Origin of the sequence: Paenibacillus sp. alder61, assembly GCF_020179875.1 — a bacterium.
GTDB classification, from domain to species: domain Bacteria; phylum Bacillota; class Bacilli; order Paenibacillales; family Paenibacillaceae; genus Fontibacillus; species Fontibacillus faecis.
On record NZ_JAIUDG010000003.1, the window covers coordinates 97,390 to 122,436 of the forward strand.

Sequence of the window (25,047 nt, forward strand, 5' to 3'; positions counted from 1 at the left end):
CCATGGAGTTCCGCCTCTTTTCACCGAAAGAAAAGGACCGGGTTCCGAAAGAGAGATTTCGGAAACGGTGCGGCATCTTTTCGGCCGGTCGGCCAAAATGCGGCGGTGCCGGGAGCCTGTCCGGGATGATACAATGAACAGAAGCGGAACACGGACCTTTTTAACCCACTGGCGGAGGCGAAAAAGCATGGCACGATTATTACTGGTTGACGATCACCGCACTTTTCTGAGCGGAACCGCGATGATTTTGGACAAGTACGGATTTCACGCGCAGGTAGCCTCGGATGGAGACCAGGCATTAAAACTGGTGAAAGAAACGGCCTTTGATCTGTATTTGTTCGATCTCAAGCTTCCGGGCATGAACGGGTTTCAGTTGACCCAGGCGACGCTCGAGCAGCGGCCTGAGGCCCGGATCGTCATTCTGACGGGGGAGGATCTGGCCGATCATTACGATCATCTTATCGAAGCGGGTGTCTGCGGCATGCTGGAAAAATCGCTGGGCGAGGAGGAGTTTATCGCCGGTATCCGGCTCGCCCTGCAGGATTTGGTCGTCCTCCCTTTGCCTTTGGCCCGGGGGCTGCGGACGAAATCGCCGCTAACGTTGCCGGGGGAAACGGAGGAACGCCCGCTCACCGCCAAGGAAATCGAAGTTCTTCGACTCATCGCCACGGGCGGCAAAAATAAAGACATTGCCGACCGGCTCTTTATGAGCCAGCGCAATGTCGAATACATCATCTCGAATATCATGGCCAAGCTGAACACCCAGTCACGGCAGGAGTCGGTCGCCAAGGCGATCGAGAAAAAGTGGCTCAGGCTGGAGCCGTAGCCGTCCGTTTTAGCGGCAGGCGGCACTCGGCCCGGAAGCCTTCGTCCGGGCGGGTGTCGATCGAGGCGCTTCCGCCCATGAGGCGGACCCGTTCGTTCAGGCCTCTCAAGCCGAACCTGTCCGGACTCATACCGGCGGCCTCGGCATCCATCCCCTTCCCGTCATCGGCATAGCGGATCACGATCTCGCCGGCCTCCTGTTCCATATCCAGCCGCACCCGTGCGGCCCCGGAATGCTTCCAGGCGTTGTTGAGCAGTTCCTGGACAATCCGGTAGACCGTTAACGACAGGTCGTCATCGAGCTTGGCGGCAAGCGTTCCGGTGCGGACCTCCAGTTGAAAGTCGGCGCGGACCCGCATTTTGTCGGCAAGCTTCAGCACCGCGTGAATTACCCCATGTTCGGATAAGAACGAAGGCATAAGTTCCGCGCAGGTCTCCCGAATCATGAATTCCGCGTTGTCGAGCGCCAGGCGCATCCGCTCCGCCGCGGTGTTCGGATCATCGGCTGACCCGGAACCTTCCAGCCATCGGCGCGCCGCAAGAAGCTCCTGCAGCACTTCGTCATGCAGGTCGGAGGCCAGCCGCTTACGTTCTTTTTCCGCCATTTGCATGAACAATTTCCCCACCCAAGGCTGCTCCCCGTGGTACCGCTCCAACTCCGATATACGCTTTTCCATCATCGCGTAATAATCCAGAAACAAAGCGCCGTACTTCGCCAACAGTTGAAGTGCAAACCGCTCGCGCTCCAGCAAAGGCCGGCCCTTGGGCGAAATCGCGGCGTACAGCTCTTCGCGGCCCATCACTCCGATAAAGACCGGAGCGAACTTCGAACCGGGCAGAATCTCTCCGGGGACGAGCCCGTGATCCGCGGCGAAAAGCAGCTCCTCCAGCTCCCGGAGCTCGCCGCTATCCAGACCCGGGTTATCGATAGAGTTATCGATGGACCGTGCCTTCCGGTTATAGGGAATCCAATGGAAGGAATGCGGTTCAAACAGACGGCGGCCTTCCGCAACGAGGGTATGCTCCAAATCCTTGAGCCGGTAGGAGCCGGAAAGCGCGTCCAAAAGCCGGTCCATATGCTGCCGGATGGCCACCTCCTGCTTCAGGGACTCATGCTGCGTCCGGATTTCCGCATGGGCCTCCCGGTTTTGCTCCAGTACCCTCATATAACGCCGGAAAAATAGCAAGCCGAACACAAAAATCAGCTGCATGAGCGCCCACGGAAAGGTATCCTCCAGGCAGGCCTCCCAGAACACGGGGAGATAGCCCAGCCTTTGACCGGTGAGGACTTGCAGCACATCTTTGCCGACATCGGGGAGGATCAGAATCGCAAAGACCGCAAAGCCGTTGACGATCAGGCGCAGTTCGGAATCCTCGGGATAACGGCGGAACCGATGGGCGAAGCGGCCGGCGGCTAGCAGGAGATACGCCAGCACGATAGCGAGCAGCGCCCCGCTCAGGAAAGGCAGCAGAGGCGAAGCGAGCGGGCTGATCGAGGAGATCACGGACATCGCCCAGACCCCGCCGGCCGAATAGATGAAGATCCGGTCGGTCAGCCGGCGGTCCGTCCCCTGCAGATAGCGGAAGAACAGTAGGGCGGCGAACGTCATGCCGCTCTTGACCGCCAGCGATTCGGCCGGGAGGACGGGGAAATCGCCGAACAACAGATGTTTCCCATCCCACTCCCAGAAAAATTGCTGAGAAGCCATTAGCGAGAAGAAGCTCAAATAAAGGTAGCCACGCTCCCGGCGGAGCACGGAGAAAGCCCCGGCGAACAAAGCCGCCGCCAACAGGAAGAAGAGGGAGAACACCGCATCGTCCAGATGAAAGCGAAGCTTGTCCATGCTCGCCGGCACATCGGACAGCGGCCGCATCAGCGCCAAATTGACGCCGCCATTGAGGAGCAGGAGCAGCGCTGACAATATGGGGACATACCAATAGCGACGATTCGGGTAGCGGAGATTCGGGAATTTCACAGGCTATGTTCCTTCCTTAAAGTGACTATCCCCATCTTAAAACCGACGGTCCCCCGTGACAAGCCGGAAAAACTCTTTTCACCCTAGCCAAGCTTCGAGTCAGCCACCGGCCGCATTCTAGCGTCCGGCCAAGCTTCGCGAGCCAGCCGCCGCCGCGTTAGCGGCATTTTGGGGCGCTATTCGGGCCCGATTTGGCTCCGCGGGGATAATAGCGGTCATTTGAGGCCTTATTTCAGCCGGACGGGCCCGAAAACCCTGGTTTGGCCCGTTTTTCACGAAAATAAGGCCTTTTTAGACCGCTATTTCCCTCCGACGAGCCAATTTCGACAAAATAGCGCCTCTTTCGGCCGCTATCACTCGGGGCCACGACGCAGTCGGCTTCACAGGGCGGCGGGCTGTACGACTCGTGCGCCCTGACCTGCCCGGAGTAGCCCCGCCCTAGCCTGGACACGGTCACGATGCTGTCCCCAGCACGGGCCCCTAGTCTGCTCTTGGCCACGGGCTGTCCCCAGCATATACCTGGCCCGCCCGAAAAGGGCACCCCTCGGCCATCGACGGATGACCTTTGGAGCGCCCTCTGTTTCCTATCCCTTTATTGGAGTTTGTCGGGACTTGCTAGAAATTCACCTCAAAATTCGTGATATTCAGGGTACCCGCCTCCACGGCCTCACCCGTTCCAGTATAAACCTTGAACGCGATAGCCCGGATGTCCGTCAGATCGGATACCGGCGCATTGTTCACCCAGTTTGTATCTTTGGACTTCCAGATCGGAGCATTGAATGGGTACGTCACATCCACTGATTCTCCCGGCGCAATAACCCGCTCAACGGAAGGATCGGCTGCGGTTTGGCCGCCGGTCTCCTCCCAATTCCATCCGGTACCGGTCCGGAGCACCAGGGACACGCGAACCGGCTTGGGGCCGTCATTCGTTAAGGTGGATGAAATGCTCGCATAGCGGGACCAGTCATCTCCAATCCCCAGACCGGGCTTCGTCTCGGTCGCCACGCCCGCCGCCACCGTGTCGCTTAAGGTGGAGGCGTAATTTACGAACACGGTCTCTCCATTTAAGCCGCTTGAAATGCTCCCCGCAAAAGCCGAATCCGCAAAGTTCCACGGATAATAACTTGCGGTTTTGGGGCGGTTCATCTCGGCAATGGTCGCCGCATAGGCACCCGTCGGCAAATCGAAGCTGACGGTATGCAGTTGGATGCTGCCTTTTAAATTGCCGCCTCCCCCCTGCACCCTCAGAATGATCCGATTAACTTCCTCATCGGAGAGAGCCGTCAACGGAACGATAGCCAACATCGTCGTTTTTGCCGGGACTTTAATGTACTGACCGAGCTCCACCCATCTCCAGGCGCTGTCTTTAACGATCGGCTGCAGTTGAATTTCAACCGAGTTGGGATTGGTCACAATAAGGTTCATCAAGTCAAAAGAACTCCAGTCTGCCGCCGGGCTGGGATCCACCTGGAAGCTGGGGTAATTCTCCTTTTGGAGATCGAAATTCATGGTTAGTCCGCCGTTTTCAAGCGGGGCCAGCTTGGCCTCGGTCGGATTCGTCGGCTGATCACCGCCGTTTATTCCAACGTACCAGTTCGAGTAGTCGTCAATGATGCCGGGATCGATCACCGGCAGTTGATTCGGGTCCCCGGTGGTTATCGTAACGGCGTTGCTGGCCTCCGACAAATTCCCCGCATCGTCAAAAGCCCTCACAGTGAACGTGTACGTTGTATTCCCTTCCAGGCCTGAAGCGACAAAACCGGTTATCGGGCTAGTGCCGATCATGTTCCCGTCTTTGTACACCCGATACCCCGCCACGCCGATATTGTCCGTGGATGCCGTCCAGGACAGCTTCGCCGTCGTGATGGAAGGTACGACCGTGAGGCTGGCTGGAGCCGTAGGCGCCGTTTTATCTTGGCTGTCCGCGGTTTTCACGCTTACCGGGTCGCTGGCCTCCGATAAGTTTCCCGCGGCATCAACCGCTTTTACCGTAAACGTATAAATCGTATTTGCTTTCAACCCCGTCACTTTATAAGTTGTAGTTGGGCTAATATCCACCAAAACTCCGTCTTGGTACACGTTATACCCGGTCACGCCGACATTATCGGCGGAGGCGCTCCATGTAAGCTCTACCGTAGCGTAATCCGGCGATAGACCCGTCAGGTTCGCTGGCGGTGACGGGGCTTCACGGTCGGACGGGGCATGATCAAAAACGGAACAAATCTCCGAAGTCGCCCGGATGCCGTCCGGCCCGTTGATAAGAATATTCCCCTGCTCGGTATAGCTGGTGCCCGCCCAATCGTGGGACATGTCCAGATACTCCAGCCCCGAACCGTTTCCTTTCCAGGACCAGCCGAGATAACCTACGCCCTTTTCTTCGCTGTAGCTCATGATCGTAGCCTCGTCCACATCCCCATTCGTATGCCGGATGCCGAACTCGCCGATCACGAGGGCCAGATTCTTGTTCAATACCTGATCTATGTTGCTCTTTACGGTCGAGGCGTTTCCTCCGGCATATTCGTACATATGGATCGCAAACATCGTATTGCGAAGCGGGTCGGCATTAAAAACTTGGGTCCCATAGTCGAAAATCGACTGTGGATATTGTCCCCATCCGGCGCTATCCACGATAATCGTGTTCTTGATGCCGGCATTCCGGAGCTTGGGGATGACGGAAATATAGCCGTTGGCCCAGCCCGCCCCATCCCAGGAGCCATACCATTCGTTCGCTATATTTAGGATCACGGTTTTTTCTTTGCCGATTAAGGCGTTCTTCATCTCGATCCAGTAATTCGCGATGTTCTCCAAGACCGCTGGACTGTCCGATCCTGTGCCGTCATGGACTTCCAGCACGACGACCAGTTTATTTTGTTCGCAAAGTGTAATGAGGTTCTGAATGGAGGATAAGCTGTCCTTCGACCACTGTTGGCCGTCCGAAAGCACGATTCTTACCGTGTTGGCTCCTGTCGCGGCGATCGCGGGGATGGCGGCGGACAGCTGATCTTTATACCACGTATGTGCATGATTGATCCCCCTCATCACGAACGGATTTCCGTTCGCATCGTAAAGCGTCGTCCCGTCGATGTAAAACCCGGTACGCATTGATGCCGGGTCCGTTGTAATCCTTACTTCGCCGCTCGCTTCCGACACATTACCCGCGGCGTCTTTGGCTTTGACCGTAAAGCGGTACTCGGTGTTCGCCGTCAAGCCCGTTACGGTGTAACTTGTCGCGGTACTCGAGCCCGCAAGGAACGATCCGCGGTAAATATCATAGCCGGTTACCCCTATATTATCCGTCGACGCGGTCCAAGTCAGGGTTACGGTCGTATCGGTTTTGGCGGAGACGGCAAGATTTGCGGGAGCGGAAGGGGCCGTAGTATCCGGCATGCCGTCCGGACCGTGCACTTCAAATTCCCAAAGAGAATAGCCCCACTCCGTCCCCTTTTGCGTCCCGTACATCCTTACATACCGGGCGGGCTTGGTTTCAAAGGAAATTTCGTCGATTCCCCCGTCCCCTTCCGTTGTGGAATAAACGGTGTCCCACTGATGATTGTCCAAGGAGGTTTGAATCTGATAGGATTTTCCGTAAGCGACTTCCCAGTTCAGCAGGACCCCATTTATCTCACGGACCGTTTCCAGATCCACGCTGATCCATTGCGGATCGTCATAAACGGATGACCACCTCGTTGAAGGATTCCCGTCGAACGCCATAGCCTCCAATTTGCCGGAATCCTCCACCGTACTTGCCGCTGCCGGTTTGTTTCGGGCCAGATTGGCCGCTGCCGTCCCTTCCGCCCCTGCGTACTTCGGTGGTATGAGACTAAAAAACAAGCCGAAAATGACCACACAGATTAACATCCTCTTCATCCACGGACCTCCCACTAGTGATTTATTTTGAACACCTTACACTTTTTGCCCCTTGCTCCCCTGCCTTTGTTTTTAATTTGTTAAAATTTTAATTAATTCACGGCACACTCCCACCTCCTCTTCACATCAGTCAGCGCCGTCATTCCATGCTGAACAAAAAGCGGTTGTAAGGTGCTCAAACTTATATAAATGTCTTCAAATAAGTTCGTTTGAAAACATCTCTGACATTACTGCGGCTTGGTGAAATGTTTCCTGCAATTTCGTGTGGTGAAGGGATGATTGGATTCATTCGGATGCTGGGACTGGCGGGTTGTATGGAGGATTTGCAGAACGTTTTTAAAAGCGCTTTCAACATTTGAATTATCCATAATTTATAATCCGTTATTATTAATGTCAATGTACTGAAATAACAAATTTAATTAAAGTTATCATTCTCTTTTCCATCCGCAGGCATTTCACCTAAGAAATTCACGACAGGTCCTTTAATTTGAATAGGGTACGCGCCCCTAAAAAATGGTATGATCTGGTACCGAAAGGAGGGATCGCCCTTTACTTATGTAAGCGCTTAACCTTGTGCTTGAAAGTCCATTTCACTGAGGGGAGTGCCAGGAATGAGTCAATTGAGGAAGCGCATCATCCCGATCCTGCTCGCCGCCATTCTGCTGATTCCGTCGGGATGGTTGGCGACGGATGCGCAGGCGGCGGGATCGCCGCAGGAGGAAAGCACCGTCACGAAGTATCATGAGACATTCGAGGGCGGCCAAGGGGCCGCGACCCAGGCAGGGGGCGCCCGACTGACGCCGGTCAGCGGCAAATTTTTTGCCGGAAACGAGGACGGAGCGGCCCTGTACGTGAGCAACCGGGCAAACAACTGGGACGCGGCGGATTTCAAATTCGCCGACATCGGCCTGGAGAACGGCAAAACCTATACGGTTACCGTATCCGTGTACGTGGACGCCGAGGAACTTGTGCCGGACGGCGCGCAAGTCTACCTCCAAACGGTGAACAGCTACGGCTGGTTGGCCGGAGCGGAGCTGACCCCCGGCCGGGCGGCGACTTTGACGAAGGAGTTTACCGTCGATACGGGGAAGGATTCGGCCTTACGCGTTCAGTCGAACGATCCCGGGGCCGAGGTTCCTTTTTACATCGGGGATGTAAAAATTACCGCAAAAGCGGACTCGGGCGGTGAGGACCCGCCAAGGGAGCCGGCTTTGCCTTTTGCCGCGGTTACGTTTGAGGACCAAACGACCGGCGGTTTTGAAGGGCGAGCCGGTTCCGAAACGCTGACCGTGACGAACGAGGCCAACCATACCGAAGGCGGGGCTTACGCGCTGAAGGTAGAGGGCCGGACCTCCACCTGGCACGGCCCGTCCTTGCGCGTCGAGAAATATGTCGACAAGGGCCGCGAATACAAAATTTCGGCTTGGGTCAAATTGATCGAACCCGCCAGTTCGCAGCTCCAATTGTCCACCCAGGTCGGGAGCGGAAGCGGCGCGAATTATGTCGCCCTCGCTCCCAAAACGATCAGCGCGGACGACGGCTGGGTTCTGTTTGAGGGAACTTACCGCTATAACAGTGTCGGCGGCGAATATTTGACGATCTATGTGGAAAGTTCCAATAACGCCAGCACGTCTTTTTATATCGACGATATTCAATTGGTAAGCACGGGTTCGGACCCGACGGACATTCAAAGGGATCTGACTCCGGTCAAGGAGGCGTATCGCGACGATTTTCTGATCGGGGGCGCCATTTCGGCGGAAGACCTGGAGGGCGTACGCCTGGAACTTTTGAAAATGCATCACAATGCCGCCACGGCAGGCAACGCTATGAAACCGGACGCCTTGCAGCGGGAGCAGGGAAAGTTTACTTTTGATGCGGCGGATGCCATGGTCGATAAAATTTTGGCCGAAGGCATGAAAATGCACGGGCATGTCCTGGTGTGGCACCAGCAATCCCCGGCCTGGATGAACACCACCATCGATGAAGGCGGCCAAACGGTCCCCTTGGGCCGGGAGGAAGCTTTGCGGAATTTGCGCACCCATATCAAAACGGTGGTGGAGCATTTCGGCGACAGGGTGATTTCCTGGGATGTCGTCAACGAAGCGATGAGCGATAATCCGCCGAATCCCGCCGATTGGGAAGGTTCGCTGCGCAAATCCTTCTGGTACCAGGCGATTGGTCCCGACTATCTGGAGCAGGCCTTCCTCGCGGCGCGGGAGGTGCTCGACGAGCATCCCGATTGGGATATCAAGCTCTATTACAACGATTACAACGAGGACAACCGGAACAAAGCCCAGGCCATCTATCACATGGTAAAAGAGATCAACGAGAGGTACGCGGCCGCTCACAACGGCAAGCTGCTGATCGACGGGATCGGGATGCAGGGGCATTACAACGTCAATACGAACCCGGAAAATGTCCGGCTGTCCCTGGAACAGTTTATTTCCTTGGGCGTGGAAGTCAGCATTACCGAGCTGGACGTTCAGGCCGGAAGCGACTACCGGCTTCCCGAGAATCTGGCGAAAGCTCAAGGCTATCTGTATGCCCAGTTGATGAACCTGTTCAAGACTCATGCGGCGCAGATCAGCCGGGTTACGTTCTGGGGGCTGGATGACGGCACGAGTTGGCGGGCCTCGTCCAATCCGCTGCTGTTCGACAAGAACCTGCAGGCGAAGCCGGCTTACTATGGCGTGATCGATCCGGCAAAATACATCCGCGAGTATGAACCCGAACTGCCGGATTCCCGGCGCTCCACCGCGGCCTTCGCCACTCCGGTGATCGACGGAACGGTCGACCCGGTCTGGTCCCTGGCACCCGCCCTGCCGGTGGATCGCTACCAGCTGGCCTGGCAGGGGGCGACCGGCACGGCCAAAGCCCTCTGGGACGAGCGGAATTTGTATGTGCTCGTTGAGGTAAGTGACGCGCAATTGGATAAGAGCAGCGCCAATGTGTGGGAGCAGGATTCCGTCGAGATTTTTCTGGACGAAAACAACGCCAAAACTTCGTTCTATCAGAACGATGACGGACAATTCCGCGTCAACTTTGACAACGAAGCTTCATTCAGCCCGGAAAGCCGGGCGGACGGTTTCGTTTCGGCGGCCCGAGTTTCCGGAACGAATTACACGGTGGAAGTGAAGATTCCGTTCAAAACGATCACGCCGAATAACGACAAGGGCATCGGCTTGGACGTACAGATCAACGACGCGAAAGACGGTGCCCGCCAAAGCGTGGCCACCTGGAACGACACGACCGGGAACGCGTATCAGGACACCTCCGTCTTCGGCGTGGTTACCCTGAAGGGGAAACCCGGCGATCTGAATAACGGGGGCGGCAACAGCGGTGGAGGCGGCAGCTCCGGGGGCAATAGCGGCGGGAGCGGCAGCGGCGGTAGTGCCAGCCCTGGCGGAACCGCCCCGCAGCCGGGAGGCGCTGAACCCGTCAACGGCGTGATCCGGCCGGAGACGAAGGTCGTTGACGGCCTGGCCACAGCGGCCATCTCCAGCGGCCATTTGCAGAAGGCGCTCGAGCAAGCCGCCCCGGCTTCCAACGGGAAGAAACAGATTAAGATTGAAGTTCCAAAGCGGGAAGGCGCGGCTTCGTATGAAGTGCAGCTTCCGGTGCAGGGGTTAAAAGCTCAAGGGGCATTTACGATTTTGCTCGACACCGAACCGGCTGCGATTGAGATTCCGGGCAGCCTGCTGCCGGATGCCGCGGCGAACGCCAAACAAGTGACCATCCGTGTAGGCAAAGCTTCAGTGAAGGGTTCGGAGGGTTCCGATGGCTCGGATGTCACGGTCCGCGAAAGTATTGGCGATCGGCCGGTCATCGAACTGGGGATGAAAGCCGACGGTAAAGTTCTCCGTTGGGATGACCCCGAAGGCGAAACGCCTTGGATTGTGTCCATTCCTTACTCTCCGGCTGGCGAAGAGCCGGGCAGCTCGGATCAGCTCGTGGTTTTGTACATGAATGAGGACGGCAGTGCCGTGCCCCTTCCGAACGGACGCTATGATGCTACAGCGGGAGCGGTTGTATTTGAGACGACCCGGCTGGGAACCTTTGCCGTGGCCTACGTGCCGCTGGCTTTTGCCGATCTCGATCATGTCCCTTGGGCCAAATCGGCTATTGGAGCTATGGCGGCGCGGGATGTCCTGAAAGGCGTGGGAAGCCCAGGCCGCTTCGCTCCCGCCGAGCCGATCAAAAAAGCGGATTTCATCGCCGCCCTTGTCAGGGTTCTTGAATTAAAGGGGACGGCTGAAGAGAACATCGGCAGCGGCATTGGACCGGGCGGCGAGCTTTTCCGCCGGGATATGATGGAACTGGTGGCGCGCGCGCTGGCGGCCGACGGCAATCCGCTCGAAAGAGGCGGAACGCTGGACGCTTACCCGGACGCCGCCGGTCTGACCGGTTCCGCCAAAGACAGCGCCGCCGCCCTGGTGAAGCATGGCGTCCTCAACGGCAAGGGCGGCAAGCTCGCGCCGAACGACCTGCTCACCCGTGCGGAAGCCGCGGTGATTCTCTATCGGATTTGGAAACTGTAAGTTACGCTAAAAGAAACGGCACCCAATGAACGGGAATTTCATCCCGTTCATTGGGTGCCTAAGAGCAAACCACCCGTCAAACGGGTGGTTTGCTCTTAGGCTATAAGCCTTGATTAGAATTCCTGCATATGTGCATGCTTTTTCTTGTTCGGAGCCCAAAATTTCAAAATTCCTGCGAATCTGCAGGAATTTTTGACGAAACCGGCTCGTTTCTCTAAAATCGCTGGAAATTCCTGCAGATTTGCATCTTTTTTCGCATCCCCTCGGAGATCGTCCTAGAATTCCTGCAGATTTGCATCCTTTTGGAATTGGAAGTTTGGAAGCACTCTAGGCGCCTCTTTGTATGTCGAACAAAAGGCGAATTAGCCGGAATACCTCCCGCTAATTCGCCTAATAATTCAACTAAAACTCTATTGATTGCGAATCATATAATCAAATGCGCCCAGGGCCGCTGTCGCGCCCGATCCCATCGAGATAATAATCTGCTTATAAGGAGTATGGGTGCAGTCCCCTGCGGCGAATACGCCGGGAACGCTGGTCATGCCGTGACTATCCACAACAATCTCGCCCATCCGGGTGCGCTCCACCGTATCGCTTAACCAATCCGTATTCGGCACGAGACCGATTTGGACAAATACGCCCTGAAGTTCGATATGCTTCTCTTCTCCGGTCGCACGCTCGATGTAAGTTACCCCGTTTACTTTGGTGTCACCTGTGATTTCCTTCACTTGAGCGTTTTTGAGGACGGTCGTATTCGGCAAACTGTTCAGGCGATCCTGCAGAACGGAGTCGGCTTTCAATTCCGGCATAAATTCCAGAACCGTGACATGCTCCGCGATCCCGGCGAGATCGATCGCCGCCTCAATCCCGGAATTCCCGCCGCCGACAACGGCAACATGCTTACCTGCAAAAAGAGGACCATCACAGTGCGGGCAGTAAGCCACGCCTTTGTTTTTGAATTCCGCTTCGCCCGGTACGCCGAGGTTGCGCCAACGGGCCCCGGTGGAGATGATGACGGTCTTACTTTTCAGTACGGCGCCGTTCTCCAATTCAATTTCGACGAGTTCCTTCTTCTCCAGGCGCTTGGCACGCTGTCCCTTCATGATGTCGACGCCGTATTCTTTCGTGTGCTCCTCCAGGCTGGCCGCAAGCTTCGGACCTTCCGTGTACTTCACGCTGATAAAGTTCTCGATGCCCAGCGTATCGTTCACTTGTCCGCCGAAACGTTCAGCCACAACACCGGTCCGGATGCCTTTACGCGCCGCATAGATCGCCGCGCTGGCCCCGGCAGGCCCGCCGCCGACGACCAGTACGTCATACGGCTCTTTGCCTTCGAATTCCGATGCGTCCGAAGTCCCCAATTTGCCGAGAATATCTTCGATGGACATCCGTCCGCTCTCGAAAAATTCGCTGTTCAAATGAACCGTCGGCACCGCCATAATTTCTTTACGTTCCACTTCTTCCTTGAATGCCGCGCCGTCAATCATCGTGTGGGTGATGCCGGGATTCAGAACGCTCATCATGTTCAGCGCCTGCACCACATCCGGGCAGTTATGACAGGTCAGGCTGACATAGGTTTCGAAGTGGTATTCGCCTTTGATGCTTTTAATTTGATCAATGACGCTTTGTTCCACTTTGGGCGGTCTTCCGCTCACTTGCAGCAAAGCCAGCACCAAAGAGGTGAATTCATGGCCTAACGGTACCCCAGCAAAGGTCACGCCCGTGTCTTCCCCCACGCGATTGACGCTAAAACTCGGAGTGCGGGGCAAGGAGGTTTGTTCAACTGAAATTTTGTCCGACATGCTGGACAGTTCTTGAACCAAGTCCAGCATGTCGTTGGATACAGAATCGTTTCCTGCACTGACTTTCAGCAGAACGTCGCCTTCCATGAGCTGGAGGTACTGTTCTAGTTGTTGTTTAATATCTGCATCCAGTTTCATGATTTTAACGCTCCTTAGATTTTGCCTACAAGGTCAAGGCTAGGTTTCAGGGTTTCGCCGCCTTCTTTCCATTTCGCCGGGCATACTTCGCCTGGATGGTTGCGCACATATTGAGCGGCTTTGACTTTGTCGATCAGCGTGCTTGCATCGCGGCCGATGCCTTCCGCCGTAATTTCGATCGCTTGAACCACGCCGTCCGGATCGATGATGAACGTGCCGCGGTTAGCAACGCCTTCTTCTTCAACCAGCACATCGAAGTTGCGGGAGATCGTGTGGGAAGGGTCGCCGATCATGATATAAGTAACTTTGCCGATCGCCTCGGAGCTGTCGTGCCATGCTTTGTGTACAAAATGCGTATCCGTCGAAACCGAGTAGACTTCAACACCCAGGTCTTTCAGCGTAGCGTATTGATTTTGCAGATCCTCAAGCTCGGTAGGGCAGACGAAAGTGAAATCCGCAGGGTAGAAGCAGAAAATGCTCCATTTTCCTTTCAGATCAGCCTCGGTCACCTCGATGAATTTTCCGTTGTGGTAAGCTTGTGCTTTAAAGGGCAGGACTTCTTTTCCAATCAATGACATGATTAAATGTACCTCCTGTTATTGTGGTTTCGTTATAAGCATAGTAGTTTAAGGTAGTGTATCCCGTTTCCTTAACTTGCTATACTTTATATTTATACTAATTATTATATGCGAACCATTCTCAATTACAAGCGACTTCATAAAGTCTTCATGATTTAAATCGGATGAATTCAAAAAAATGTCACCTTCCTATCAAACGAGGGAGAAAAAACATCTCAAAGGGGGCTTACCACGATTTACTCCGCTTCAAACTTCTTGAAAAACCGGATCGTCTCCTCGAAATCGTCGTCATCCTTATAAATGTCCAGAACCCGCCCCAGCTCGATCGCGAAGTCGACGTATTTATGCGGCGGAGCCGTCACGATATTCCCGGCAATCTCCACGCCGTTGCGAACGATGGCGGGCTCCGCTCCTTTCGGTCCCCGCGCCGCTTGATTCGCGGCCTTGACCAGTTCGGCGGCGGAGCAGATGCCCGCGACCACCTTGTTCCTGGAAATCAACTCCCGAAGCAGTACTTGCAGTGGAAGGTGGTTCTTCAAAGGTTCCAGATCGCCTCCCGGCAGGAGGAAAACCTCCATCTCCTCCGCCGTGAGCTCTTCCAGCCCCACGTCCGGGAGTACCGTAAAATCTTCGCACGATTTCACCGGCGCCTTGGAGACGCCTACGGTTATGATGTCCCCCTTGGTTTTCAGAAAATATGTCGCAAGCATAATTTCAAAGCTGACGTAGCCTTCATAGATAAAAACATGGTATTTCATCAGGCACCTACTTTATGTATTGTTTTATATAACAATAGCACTCGGCCTAAAGAACATAAACCCGTTTTTATTCTCCCACGCTCCCCAGCTTCTCATGGTCCAGCAGCCACTGCTTTCTCGATAGCCCTCCCCCGTAGCCGCCCAATTCGCCGTTCGAATTGATGACGCGGTGACAGGGAATCAGGATCGCCAACTGGTTGGCTCCATTGGCCTGGGCTACGGCGCGGTAGGCACTCGGCTTCCCCATTCCCGCGGCGAGATGGGCATACGAAGTGGTCTGCCCCGGCGGGATTCTTCGCAATTGGTCCCACACTTCCTTTTGAAAGGGGGAGCCCAGCAGGTTCACCGGTGTTTTGAATTCCGTTAACCGGCCTGCAAAATAGTCCGTCAACTCCCTCTCAATGGATTTGATCGGCGATGTGCTGCCCGGAATGATCGCGGCTTTCGTCCGCTTTCTCAACCGTTCGATCTCGCGTTCCAGTCCTCTCCGGTCCACAAACTCGAGCAGATACAGAGCCTGTTCGTCGGCGATGGCAACCATCGGACCCAGACGCGTGTCCAACCAGGAAGCCTTCAAAATCCGCTGCTCCCCCAGTTGGGCGGGGGCGGCCCCCATGATCCGCGAGAATGCATCCCTAAATCCGCTGCCCGATTCATAGCCCGTGGATAGCTGGGCATCGATCACCGCGCTGCCGGCCCGGATTTGTTTTAAGGCCATCCCCATTCGCCGGGCTCTCGCGTATTCGACAAACGTCATACCGAACCTCTTCTTGAACTGCCGGCGGGCCGTTGAAGCATCGACCGACAGTCTCCGGAAGTCTTCCTCTCTCCAGCGGTGTTCCGGGTTTGCTTCGACCGCTTCGACCAATTTGCGTACAAGCTCCGAGACATGGTTCGGATGGGACAATGGGCGGCAGCGTTGGCAGGGACGGAATGAAGCCAACAGGGCTTCCTTGGCTGTCTCGTAAAATTCGCAATTTTCGAATTTGGGTTTTCTCGCCGGACAGGTCGGTCGGCAAAAGACACCCGTTGTTTTCACTCCGACATAGAAGATCCCTTCATATTCGGACTTTTTATCGATCAGCGCCTGATAATACACTTGTTTCCGGTCGGCCGGGATCATCCTGCTCCTCCTTTTTTCCTGCGGTTGTTGATGTGGTAACTTCTTAACAATATACACTCCGATTATAACGTTTCCGAAAAAAACCTTCCGCCGAAAATCGGGCATTGATTTTTTGGTGCAGGGTGCTAGCGCCCATCAAACAACCTTTGGATAGCATAGAATTCCTGCAAATCTGCATGTTTTTTTCCTGTTCGGAACACAGATTTCAAAATACCTGCGATTCTGCAGGAATTTTTGACGAAATCGGCTCGTTTCCCTAAAATCGCTGGAAATACCTGCAGATTTGCATCTTTTTTCGCAGCCGCTCATAGAATCGGCCTAAATGCCCGCAGATTTGCATCTTTTTGGAGTTGACAGGGGTTGGGAGTTTTTTGGCGGTTACGCTAGGCCCCTTGATCACCTTGGGCTATAATGCAAAAAACCGCTCGGTGAGCGGATTTTATGGAAAATGATGTTCTATTCTATTAGACTATCCGTTCAACGCAAAAAACCAAGCCAGCGTCGGTCAAAGCTCCGGCGGAAGACTCTCCACGGTAGTAAAAAACACATCCAGCAGCTCTACCCCGAAAGTGGCTTTGACGTATTCTTCGATCCGGTCCAATTCTTCCTGACGGTCATACTCCAGGCACGGACGCCCTTCACTCCACAACACCCGGCATGGGAACAAATCGGTTACACGCTCAATGATAAAATCCTGCGCCACGGGGCCACGTTGGACTGCCATGATCGCATGCCTCCTTTTTATAAATCACTTATAACACTATAGCTGATATCCCTATTATTTAAAATTTTATATTTGATTACGGTGATGTTTATCACACCAAGCAAAAAAGCCCATTTCCCCGGATAGTTAAGGAAAATAGGCCTTTTTGACGCTGCCTACATGTTTTCGATCAAGATTCGTTACCCGTCGTGCCCTCGTAGGCATGTACATGAGGGATACGTCCATCCAACGTCGTATACCCTTCAAAGCGGTGGACATGGCCGCCGTTCGGTAAGGGAATGGCCGGTCCGGTTCTTCCTCGGATGACATGCTTATGCCCATCGTTAAAAGAGGTCACCGCAAAATACCCATGCACATGCGGCACACCGCTGGGAGCCGGTTCCGTGACCCCCGCGTAGTGGTGGTGATGGCCGACTTCGAAGGAGGTCACGCCCTTGAAGGGATGGGTGTGTACCGGTCGGCCGTCCCAAGACGTAATAAACAGCTTATGCGCATGAGTTGAGTCGTCATCATGATGGTCCATCAAATAACCCTTTACGGGAATTTTTTTCATACGACACCTCCTCTCTTTGCCACATCATATGAGAGAAGGTGCGTTTGTGTACGGATTACACGGCCGACCAGCCGCCATCCACGAACAGGGTTTGGCCTGTCGTATAGCTGGAAGCCTCCGAGGCGAAATACAGGGCCGCCCCGTGCAGTTCCTCGGGATTTCCGGGTCTCCCCGCGGGGCACAACTCGTTGTACAGGTTTAGAAAATCATCCTTGAACAGGGCGGCTTCGGTCATGTCCGTTCGAAACAGGCTTGGACCGATCGCATTCACGGTGATGCCGTCTTGCGCAAAGGAAGCGCCCATAGCTCTCGTCAACTGAACCACCGCTCCCTTGGACGCGGCATAGGCGTGAAGGGGAATGGCTTTGCTCCCCACAAGCCCGCATACGGAAGCCATGTTGATGATCTTCCCGTATTTTCTTTCCTTCATATGTTTGACCACGTACTTGGACATGAGGTAGATGCCCTTCAGATTCGGATCAACCACCGCATCCCATGCGGATTCTTCCAATTGATCGACCGAACCGGCCCCGGCAACACCCGCGTTATTCACGAGAATGTCGATTTTAGAAAAACTGTCGATCACTCTGTTGACAGCCGCCCTTACCTCCTCTTCATCCGTGACGTCGCATTTGACGGAGAGCGCCTTTCTTCCCATAGAACGAATCTCCTCCGCCCGGGCCTCCAGACGTTCCGTTCGTTTGTCCAACAGCGCCACATCGGCCCCCTGCGCAGCCAAAGCTCTGGCGATTTCAAAGCCAATCCCGCCGGAACCGCCGGTTATGATGGCTGCTTTGCCGGTTAAATCAAACGGATGCATCATAATGTCCCAGGCCCTCCTTCTCCGGGAGCAGGCTCCCACCAATCCCATCTCAGATATGAATAAGGCAGGAATTCCTCGGGTTTCAACTGCTCCAGCATCGTCCCTTTTAAAAGAACCGTATCGCTTACCGTGTATACCCCTCCCAGCAAGTTGAAGACTTCCAGTTCCGCCCACGGATCATGCGGCGAGTCCGCCATGCTGACCTCGGCGGCTCCCGTCCGGCGCGTACGGACATCCAACGCCGTGTGCTGCTTGACCAGCGTCGGTTTCAAATCAAATCCGCTGCCATCGATGGCCTGGGTGTATTTTATATTAAAAACCGGCAAATCCTGGCCATAGTAATCCTCAATCATTCTCTGTCCGTCTGCCGCGTTCATCTTCCCGTCCAAATTCACCTGCACCCGAAAAATATCGATTCCATGCCGCCTCACCGTTCCTTCGACGAGGTTCCCGTTCTTGCTCAACTCCATACTCGCGATTTTCTTGGGGAACCCGCAGATCTCCCTTCCGAGCCCCATCGCCATATCGTCATCCACGAGCATGGATAAGCAGTAGGTTCCAAGCTCCCCACGATAGTCGGCGAGTACGAATAACGCCGCTTCTCGGTAGGGAAGCGAGAAGCTGGTTCTGGGATAATGCGCGACGAAAGCATGGACCAGCGGCTGTTGCGCCGCTTTTAAAGGTGCCGGAAGGATTCGCTCAACGATCTCCCGCCGGGTCTCCCAATAAACCGTGAGAACCTCCGCCGCATAAAAAGTTTTCGGCCGTTCCTGGAACTTCCTAATCGCCTTCGGGTCTTTCACAAAACTTCCCATCCTAGTGCCTCCTTTGCTTTTCACGGATTCAATCGAAACTGCCAAGACGCCGATGCGATTTCAGAATACTGTAAATAAATAACAAAGTATATGTACAATTGGGAACGATTGTTTAAAAAATATACAGTGTTTGGAAATTGTATATTTCAATGAAACGCGGAATAGGGGTTAGACTAACGCGGAGACGTTTCATGCGGTTGCCCGCTCTTCAAAAAATCGGCAGATCTTTTCGGAATTTCAGGGTGAAGTCCGAAATGTAAAGTGTTATACTTGGAAACTGTTGAAAGGAACGGGCCGTTATTTTTGCAATTGGCAGAAAAGCTTGTGAAATCATGACTTTTCTGCTTATCGCACGAAGAAAGGGGATGCAGTTTTTGACTACAACCGTCATCGAAATTTTTATGATCGCCATATTGGCGGGAATCGTGGGATCGATTCTGGGGCTCGGGGGAGGCATTATCGTTACGCCTGCGCTCACGCTGCTGTTTGGCGTCGACATCAATCATGCGATCGGAGCGAGCATTATCTCCGTCATCGCCACGTCAAGCGGTTCGGCCGTGGCGTACCTGCGCGACCGGATCACCAATTTAAGGGTCGGCATGTTTCTGGAAATCGCCACAACCGTAGGGGCCATAACGGGCGCCTTTCTCGGGGCGCTGATCGCGCCGCAGTTTTTATATTTCATCTTTGCGCTGCTGCTGCTTTATTCGGCCTACGCCATGATCAAAAAGGGCAAGGAAGAAATCCCGGTGGGCGTCCCGCTACATCCCGTCGCGGAGAAGCTTGGACTGCAGGGAGAGTATTACGACAAGGCGGTCGGCAAGAACGTAGCCTATAACGTCGACCGGGTTTACGAAGGTTTCGGCGTCATGTACGGAGCGGGCGTCGTTTCCGGCTTACTGGGCATCGGCAGCGGCAGCTTTAAAGTGATGGCGATGGACGTGTTTATGAAAATGCCGCTGAAAGTGTCCACGGCCACCAGCAATTTTATGATGGGGGTCACGGCGGCGGCCAGCGCGGGCATTTATTTGCTGCGCGGAGACATCATTCCGGTCATTTCCGCTCCGGTAGCGCTGGGCGTTCTCGTCGGAGCGACCGTCGGGTCGCGAATCATGCAGCGTCTGAAAAGCAAAACCATACGCAAGCTGTTCGTTCCGGTCATGGTGTATATCGCCTGCCAAATGATCTATCAGGGATGGAGGGGTTAACATGAACGAAGGCCATCCGGCAGAAAATCAACGCGCCTTCGCGGTGGAACTCGTGATCAGCAAAATGCTGCGAATCGGCGTCCTCGTGGCGGCCGCGGTCATCATCACCGGCCTGGTGCTGTTCTTGGTGACGGGAGACAGCGGCTATCCGGGAGATACCTTCCCTACCAACTTCGGGGACATCGTGACAGGATTGTTGGCCATGAAATCAGTCGCCATCATTCAGACGGGACTGCTCCTGCTGATCTTGACCCCGGTATTTCGCGTGTTCGTCTCGCTGTTTGTCTTTTGGGCGGAAAAAGACTACCGCTTTGTCCTCATCACCGCGGTCGTCTTCGTCATTCTGATCGCCAGCTTCCTGCTCGGCAAAGCCGGTTGAGGCGAAGAGCGTAAATATAGGTTGGATTGAGGACTAAAACGGGGTATGATAAGATAAGAATAGAAATAAGGGATCGTGCGGCTAACACGATCCCTCTGCACAACACCGCTTTTAAGAGCGGCCGGCTGCGGAAAGCTGGAACAGAAATAGACCGAACCTTCCTGTGGGCGGTCTATTTCTTTTTGCTTTGGGTCAGCGCAATGATTCCAACGATCAACGTCAGAAGTCCGATAATGAACATTCCGAAATCAACCATCAGTGTCAAAGCGTCCTTTACCTCCACAGGCATCACCTCCCCTCGGGAGACTAGCCGACCGCCCTTATTAGCCAATGAGTTGTACATCCAAATTATAACATACAGGACCCATCTGTGACTTCTTTGGGTTGTGCGATCAACTAATTTGTTGTAGTCATCCTGCTTAGTTAAGATTGCCTCAGACAAGCTGACTAAACAACTTTGCCTTAAAACTATGATTCGAATAAGCTCTTTAACAAGGAAACCCACCCTCCGACTGGCGTTCCCCCCACCTGGGGTCCAGTTCCTGCCGGGGTGGTTTCCGTTATAATCATAAACGCCGGTAAACTTAAAACGACACTAGGAGGAAACTCATGTTTCGAACACAATCCATGCGCACTTGGATCATTATTACAGCAGTGCTTGCTTTGGGCGTAAGTACATATTTAGGGATTCAATATTTTATAATGGGGGCCTCCTCGGCAGGGCTCATTATAAACAAAATCAGCCAACATATACACTTGTCCAACATCTACTACATACTGCTCTACCTACACATCGCTACCGGGATTATCGCTTTGGCGACCGGCTGGTTCCAGTTCATTGCATCCTTCAGAAAAAAACACATAGGATGGCATCGCATCATCGGCAAAGTGTATAGTGGTTGCGTTCTCTTTTCGGGGTTGTTTGGTATCTTCGTGGCTTTCAAAGCCACAGGCGGCTGGATTTCGACCCTGGCCTTCCTGTTATTGTCGCTATCCTGGATCTACACCCTGATCATGGCGCTTCAATCTATTGTGGTGAAACGCGATCCGCAGCGCCACGAGCGGTGGATGCTCCGCAATTACGCCCTAACCTTGGCAGCGGTGACACTGCGAATCTACCTGCCGATATGCATGCTTTTATTTGGATTCAAAGACTTTAACACTTATTACCGCGCGATCGCCTGGCTCTGCTGGATTCCCAATCTGATCTTCGCCGAATGGATCATTGCCCGTTTCCTGTCAAACAAGAGTTTCGTCGCATCCATCCCACATTAAAATGCGGAAAGACCACCTGGATAGGTGGTCTTCATCCTGCAACTCCTATTCTAATCGAAAGGTCAATGAAGCCTTCCGGTGATGGTCCGCTTCAAAAACATTTTTCATCCCATCCCCTCCAAAAACCCTTTATCATCAGCCTTTCTCCGCATTCGCACTATCCTTTCTGAAAGTAGCTATCCCAAAAGTGCGTACTTCTTTTGTCTGTGCTCCCCTTTTATACTGAGCTTAATTTCAGATAAAAGGAGCGAACAAAATGGCGCAAGTAAAAACGTACAATCACGACCTTTGGGATCACGGCATCTCCCAGGGCTATAGCGTCAACGGAACAATCTACATTTCGGGGCAATTTGCCCACGATACGAAAGGAGTCTTCGTTGGCGAGGGCGACATCGAGGCCCAAACGAGACAAACCCTAGAGAACCTTGATCGCGTGCTGAGGGAATTCGGCGTAAACCGAGCGAACCTCGCTTATGTGGAGGTTTATCTGACCAACGCGGAAGCGCATACTGAGCCGGTCATCCGGCTGTTTAAGGAATACATGGGACAACACCGGCCGGCCGGCAGTCTCATCGGGGTAACCTACCTGGCGTTCCCCGAGCAGTTGATCGAAATCAGCGCTATAGCACACACAGACTAACTCGTCCAGCCCCAAGGGTTGTGCGGGGGGAGCGGTCGTACTTTTCGGAAAAAGTGCGGCCGCTATATTGCGGTGATTTTCACGTCACCCCCGTCACTCCCATCCCCCGACATTCCGCTCAACCAGCCCCGCCAAGAAATCCAGCCATTCCGGCTGGTCATTCAGGCAGGGGGCGTAATGAAACTGTTCAGTCCGCCCGCCGGAAGCACAAAAGTGATCCCGCCCTTCGATATCCAGCTCATGCAGCGTCTCCAAGCAATCGGCCGCAAAGCCGGGGGCAAAAATCAGAAGAGGGGCGACTCCGCGTTCCGCCAAACTTCCGATCACGTCGTCCGTGGAAGGTCCCACCCACGCCTCCGGGCCGAACCGGGATTGAAACGCCACCTGCCACCGGTTCTCGCACCAGCCCATCGCTTCAGCGAGCAGCCGCGCCGTCTCCATGCAATGTTCGGGGTAAGGATCACCCGTGTCCGCATAACGTTTGGGAATTCCGTGAAAAGACAGCACGACCCGATCCGGCTCCCGATTCAACCGCTCCATATGGCGGAGCAAATGCGCCTTCATCGCAGAAATATATTCCGGGTCGTTGTAATAGGGCTCCACAAACCGGAGCGCCGGAACATACCGCTTGAGGGCCGACGCTTTGGAACCCGTACGGCCAAGCGCGGCAAAACAGGCCTGATCATAGACGGAAGCCGTTGTCGTTGAAGAATACTGGGGAAACAGCGGGACCACGAGAACGCGGCCGATTCCCGCTTGCTCCATGCGCAGCATGGCCCGCTCTATGCTATGTTCACTGTATGCCAATCCCAGCTCCACTTGAAACTTCGGCCCTAATCTGTCCTGTAAAGCGGATTGTTGGCGGAAGGAGTGCACCAACAACGGGGACCCCTCCTCCGTCCAAATTTGCCGGTACAATCGGGCCGACTTTCGGGGCCGCGTCCGAAGGATAATTCCCTGGAGGATCGGCTGCCACAGCCAGGGACTCCGGTCAACGATTCTCCGGTCCGACAAAAATCGCCGCAAATAAGAGCGCACCGCCTTCGCTTCAGGCCTAGCCGGCGTTCCAATTTGGGCCAGAATAACACCGATCGATGGATGGGTTGGCAAAGACAACAACTCCTTCGTATCGTATTTTGCCTTATTTTCCACCATCCGGATCTCTCAGGCTATTCGTTTGCTCACAAATAACCCATGGAGCTTATTGTTAAAGTTTCACCGGCTTAAGCCGGAGGGCCGACGATTTACCATCGGAAACTAAAAAGTAGGCCGTTTGATTCGTGCTGTTGTAATTTAAAAATTTCGCCTCCGCCTCCAGCCCACTCTTTTGGGCAGCTAATAGGGTTCCGTTCGATTGATACAAACTCCATGCACGTGTACTTAAGTCTTGAACGAATACATACTGTCCTACCACCTGCGTCTCCCATCCGGAAGGTTGGCCGGTTACCTGATCAAATTTCAGTTGGTTGGAAAGAAGAGGTTTACCGGTTTCTAAACTGTACAACGCGTGAAAAGTTTGCTCTTTAAGCGGGTCAGGTTGAACCGCATTAGGAGGCGTGATGTCGGAGTAAGTATAGGAATTCCATAGTTCCAGCCTATTTTGCTGATTTATTTTCAAATGGGTGTCGGTCTCCAGATTCCCTACATCTATAGCTTGTTTATTATTCAAGTTAAAAATTTTGACCATATAGTCAATCGCCATCGTTCGTTCACCCGAATACTTAATGACTAAATACGGGAATTTGTCAAAATCCCAATCCACGATATTCATATATTCATAGATTCCTTTGTCCACAGTAGCATCAAATTTAAGGATAGGCGCTTTCCTGGTACTTTCGTAGAGAGAAAAATGATTTCCTTGTCTCACCATCAACCGTTCATTTACTTTGTTCGCGGGAGCTGACCATTTCACTTGTGCGTCTTTGGGGAGGGTCAGCGGGTATTGAACCTGACTTAATTCAACACCCTGATCATTAAAAATGTGCTTTTGGATTTTATGGGTACGGGTAGAAGTTAAAATGATAATCTTCGTAGGTTGGTTTAAAATACTTATGTCCAAGACCTTTTGATCGGTGCTTAATGTCTTAACAAGCTTCCCTTGAACAAGGTCAATCAACTCGACCTCATTCCCTACTTGAGCGACAACTTTCTGGTCGTTTACTCGGTATATGTTGCTTTCCTCCTCAAAGATACCTTTCGAGAAGGCTTTAGGCGCAGCGGAAGAGAGCCCGGGTAATAACAAAAGACTGGCCAACATCAATAACGAGACTGTTAAAATGCTTTTTCTAAATGTCATAAAATAGGCCTCCTGATTCACGATTGTAATAACGACATAATAGCAAATAATGACAAACCATCCAATAGTATTCTTATTGCAATTCCTATAACCGGATACTCATTTATCCATTGGTACATACTACGAATCTTTAGAAAAAAAGTTATTTTCCCGCTGAAGGAGTGTCGATTGTGTCCCAAACTTTCTATGTAATTCGCCATGGTGAAGCTTCCGGCAACGAACCCGAAGCTCCGTTGACGCTTAAAGGAATCGAACAAGTGGAGCACTTGGTAGATTTACTGATTCAACAAGGTCTCACCGACTTTAGCCGGATCGTTGCCAGCCCTTACATGCGTGCGGGACAAACCGCCGTTCTTTTGGCACGGAGATTGGAAAAGGAAATGATAACGGACCCGCGATTGGTGGAGCGCAATTTGGGCAATGCCCCTGAGGACCGGAGCGTCCTGCTGGACGAATTGCGCAAGCACGATGAAAATATGGATTTGAGGTTCCCTAACGGGGAATCCAACCGGGAAGCGGCCTCAAGGGTGCTTGAACTGACCCGGGAATTGTTGGGTCTCCATGAAGGATTCCTGCTCATTACCCACCGGATTACGATGGCGTTGTTGATCCGGCAGTATGAGCCCACTTTTTCATTCGACCAGATGATGGCGCTCGCAAACTCCGCAGCTTATTCCATCACTCACAACAGCGATGGCCGCCATCATGTGAAACGCATATTGTAAAGTC

Annotated in this window: 20 protein-coding genes; 7 read left to right on the forward strand and 13 right to left on the reverse strand. The window is 53.6% G+C overall.

Annotation, left to right across the window (positions count from 1 at the left end):
* Positions 1-187 precede the first annotated feature (187 nt).
* Positions 188-826, forward strand: coding sequence for a response regulator transcription factor (locus LBW89_RS04010; RefSeq protein ID WP_225038554.1), 639 nt, complete (start codon positions 188-190; stop codon positions 824-826).
* On the opposite strand, the gene LBW89_RS27670 is transcribed toward LBW89_RS04010, so the two are convergent.
* Positions 810-2,801, reverse strand: coding sequence for an ATP-binding protein (locus tag LBW89_RS27670; RefSeq protein WP_225038555.1), 1,992 nt, complete (start codon positions 2,799-2,801; stop codon positions 810-812). The genes LBW89_RS04010 and LBW89_RS27670 overlap by 17 nt on opposite strands.
* A gap of 615 nt (positions 2,802-3,416) precedes the next feature.
* Positions 3,417-6,668, reverse strand: coding sequence for a cellulase family glycosylhydrolase (locus LBW89_RS04020; RefSeq protein ID WP_225038556.1), 3,252 nt, complete (start codon positions 6,666-6,668; stop codon positions 3,417-3,419).
* Between the two features lie 611 nt (positions 6,669-7,279).
* Here LBW89_RS04020 and LBW89_RS04025 point away from each other — a divergent pair.
* A complete protein-coding gene (locus LBW89_RS04025) occupies positions 7,280-11,206 on the forward strand; it encodes an endo-1,4-beta-xylanase (protein ID WP_225038557.1) in 3,927 nt (1,308 codons plus the stop codon).
* A gap of 410 nt (positions 11,207-11,616) precedes the next feature.
* On the opposite strand, the gene ahpF is transcribed toward LBW89_RS04025, so the two are convergent.
* From ahpF to LBW89_RS04065, 8 genes are all read right to left on the reverse strand, one after another.
* Complete coding sequence (gene ahpF, locus LBW89_RS04030) at positions 11,617-13,146, reverse strand: alkyl hydroperoxide reductase subunit F (RefSeq protein WP_225038558.1); 1,530 nt, start codon at positions 13,144-13,146, stop codon at positions 11,617-11,619.
* Between the two features lie 14 nt (positions 13,147-13,160).
* Positions 13,161-13,724, reverse strand: coding sequence for an alkyl hydroperoxide reductase subunit C (ahpC, locus tag LBW89_RS04035; RefSeq protein WP_148454955.1), 564 nt, complete (start codon positions 13,722-13,724; stop codon positions 13,161-13,163).
* Positions 13,725-13,960: 236 nt separating this feature from the next.
* A complete protein-coding gene (locus tag LBW89_RS04040) occupies positions 13,961-14,482 on the reverse strand; it encodes a DJ-1/PfpI family protein (protein ID WP_225038559.1) in 522 nt (173 codons plus the stop codon).
* Positions 14,483-14,549: 67 nt separating this feature from the next.
* Complete coding sequence (locus tag LBW89_RS04045) at positions 14,550-15,605, reverse strand: bifunctional transcriptional activator/DNA repair enzyme AdaA (protein ID WP_225038560.1); 1,056 nt, start codon at positions 15,603-15,605, stop codon at positions 14,550-14,552.
* Positions 15,606-16,110: 505 nt separating this feature from the next.
* On the reverse strand, positions 16,111-16,329 hold the full coding sequence (locus LBW89_RS04050) for a hypothetical protein (protein WP_148454951.1): 219 nt from the start codon (positions 16,327-16,329) through the stop codon (positions 16,111-16,113).
* A gap of 169 nt (positions 16,330-16,498) precedes the next feature.
* Positions 16,499-16,882, reverse strand: coding sequence for a YmaF family protein (locus LBW89_RS04055; RefSeq protein ID WP_148454949.1), 384 nt, complete (start codon positions 16,880-16,882; stop codon positions 16,499-16,501).
* A gap of 55 nt (positions 16,883-16,937) precedes the next feature.
* Positions 16,938-17,705 carry an SDR family NAD(P)-dependent oxidoreductase gene (locus LBW89_RS04060; RefSeq protein ID WP_225038561.1) on the reverse strand — a complete coding sequence of 256 codons (768 nt, stop codon included), beginning with the start codon at positions 17,703-17,705 and terminating at the stop codon, positions 16,938-16,940.
* Positions 17,702-18,520, reverse strand: coding sequence for an acetoacetate decarboxylase family protein (locus tag LBW89_RS04065; protein WP_225038562.1), 819 nt, complete (start codon positions 18,518-18,520; stop codon positions 17,702-17,704). Before LBW89_RS04065 ends, LBW89_RS04060 begins: the two co-directional genes overlap by 4 nt.
* Before the next feature lie 365 nt (positions 18,521-18,885).
* Between LBW89_RS04065 and LBW89_RS04070 the strand changes: the two genes are divergently transcribed.
* Both LBW89_RS04070 and LBW89_RS04075 read left to right on the forward strand, forming a co-directional pair.
* A complete protein-coding gene (locus LBW89_RS04070; RefSeq protein ID WP_412066987.1) occupies positions 18,886-19,728 on the forward strand; it encodes a sulfite exporter TauE/SafE family protein in 843 nt (280 codons plus the stop codon).
* A 1-nt stretch (position 19,729) separates the two neighbouring features.
* On the forward strand, positions 19,730-20,107 hold the full coding sequence (locus tag LBW89_RS04075; RefSeq protein WP_148454941.1) for a DUF1634 domain-containing protein: 378 nt from the start codon (positions 19,730-19,732) through the stop codon (positions 20,105-20,107).
* Between the two features lie 172 nt (positions 20,108-20,279).
* On the opposite strand, the gene LBW89_RS04080 is transcribed toward LBW89_RS04075, so the two are convergent.
* The gene (locus tag LBW89_RS04080; RefSeq protein WP_148454939.1) at positions 20,280-20,396 is read right to left on the reverse strand and encodes a putative holin-like toxin; all 117 of its coding nucleotides are present in this window, start codon (positions 20,394-20,396) and stop codon (positions 20,280-20,282) included.
* Positions 20,397-20,716: 320 nt separating this feature from the next.
* On the opposite strand from LBW89_RS04080, the gene LBW89_RS04085 reads away from it, so the two are divergent.
* Together LBW89_RS04085 and LBW89_RS04090 are read left to right on the forward strand one after the other, a co-directional pair.
* Positions 20,717-21,382, forward strand: a complete 666-nt coding sequence (locus tag LBW89_RS04085) for a DUF2306 domain-containing protein (RefSeq protein WP_148454937.1) — start codon at positions 20,717-20,719, stop codon at positions 21,380-21,382.
* Positions 21,383-21,638: 256 nt separating this feature from the next.
* The gene (locus LBW89_RS04090; RefSeq protein ID WP_225038563.1) at positions 21,639-22,022 is read left to right on the forward strand and encodes a RidA family protein; all 384 of its coding nucleotides are present in this window, start codon (positions 21,639-21,641) and stop codon (positions 22,020-22,022) included.
* A 93-nt stretch (positions 22,023-22,115) separates the two neighbouring features.
* Here the strand turns inward: LBW89_RS04090 and hemH are convergent, their stop codons facing one another.
* Both hemH and LBW89_RS04100 read right to left on the reverse strand, forming a co-directional pair.
* On the reverse strand, positions 22,116-23,132 hold the full coding sequence (gene hemH, locus LBW89_RS04095) for a ferrochelatase (protein ID WP_225038564.1): 1,017 nt from the start codon (positions 23,130-23,132) through the stop codon (positions 22,116-22,118).
* A 97-nt stretch (positions 23,133-23,229) separates the two neighbouring features.
* Complete coding sequence (locus LBW89_RS04100; RefSeq protein WP_225038565.1) at positions 23,230-24,318, reverse strand: hypothetical protein; 1,089 nt, start codon at positions 24,316-24,318, stop codon at positions 23,230-23,232.
* Between the two features lie 170 nt (positions 24,319-24,488).
* Between LBW89_RS04100 and LBW89_RS04105 the strand changes: the two genes are divergently transcribed.
* Complete coding sequence (locus LBW89_RS04105; protein WP_225038566.1) at positions 24,489-25,043, forward strand: histidine phosphatase family protein; 555 nt, start codon at positions 24,489-24,491, stop codon at positions 25,041-25,043.
* Positions 25,044-25,047 lie beyond the last annotated feature (4 nt).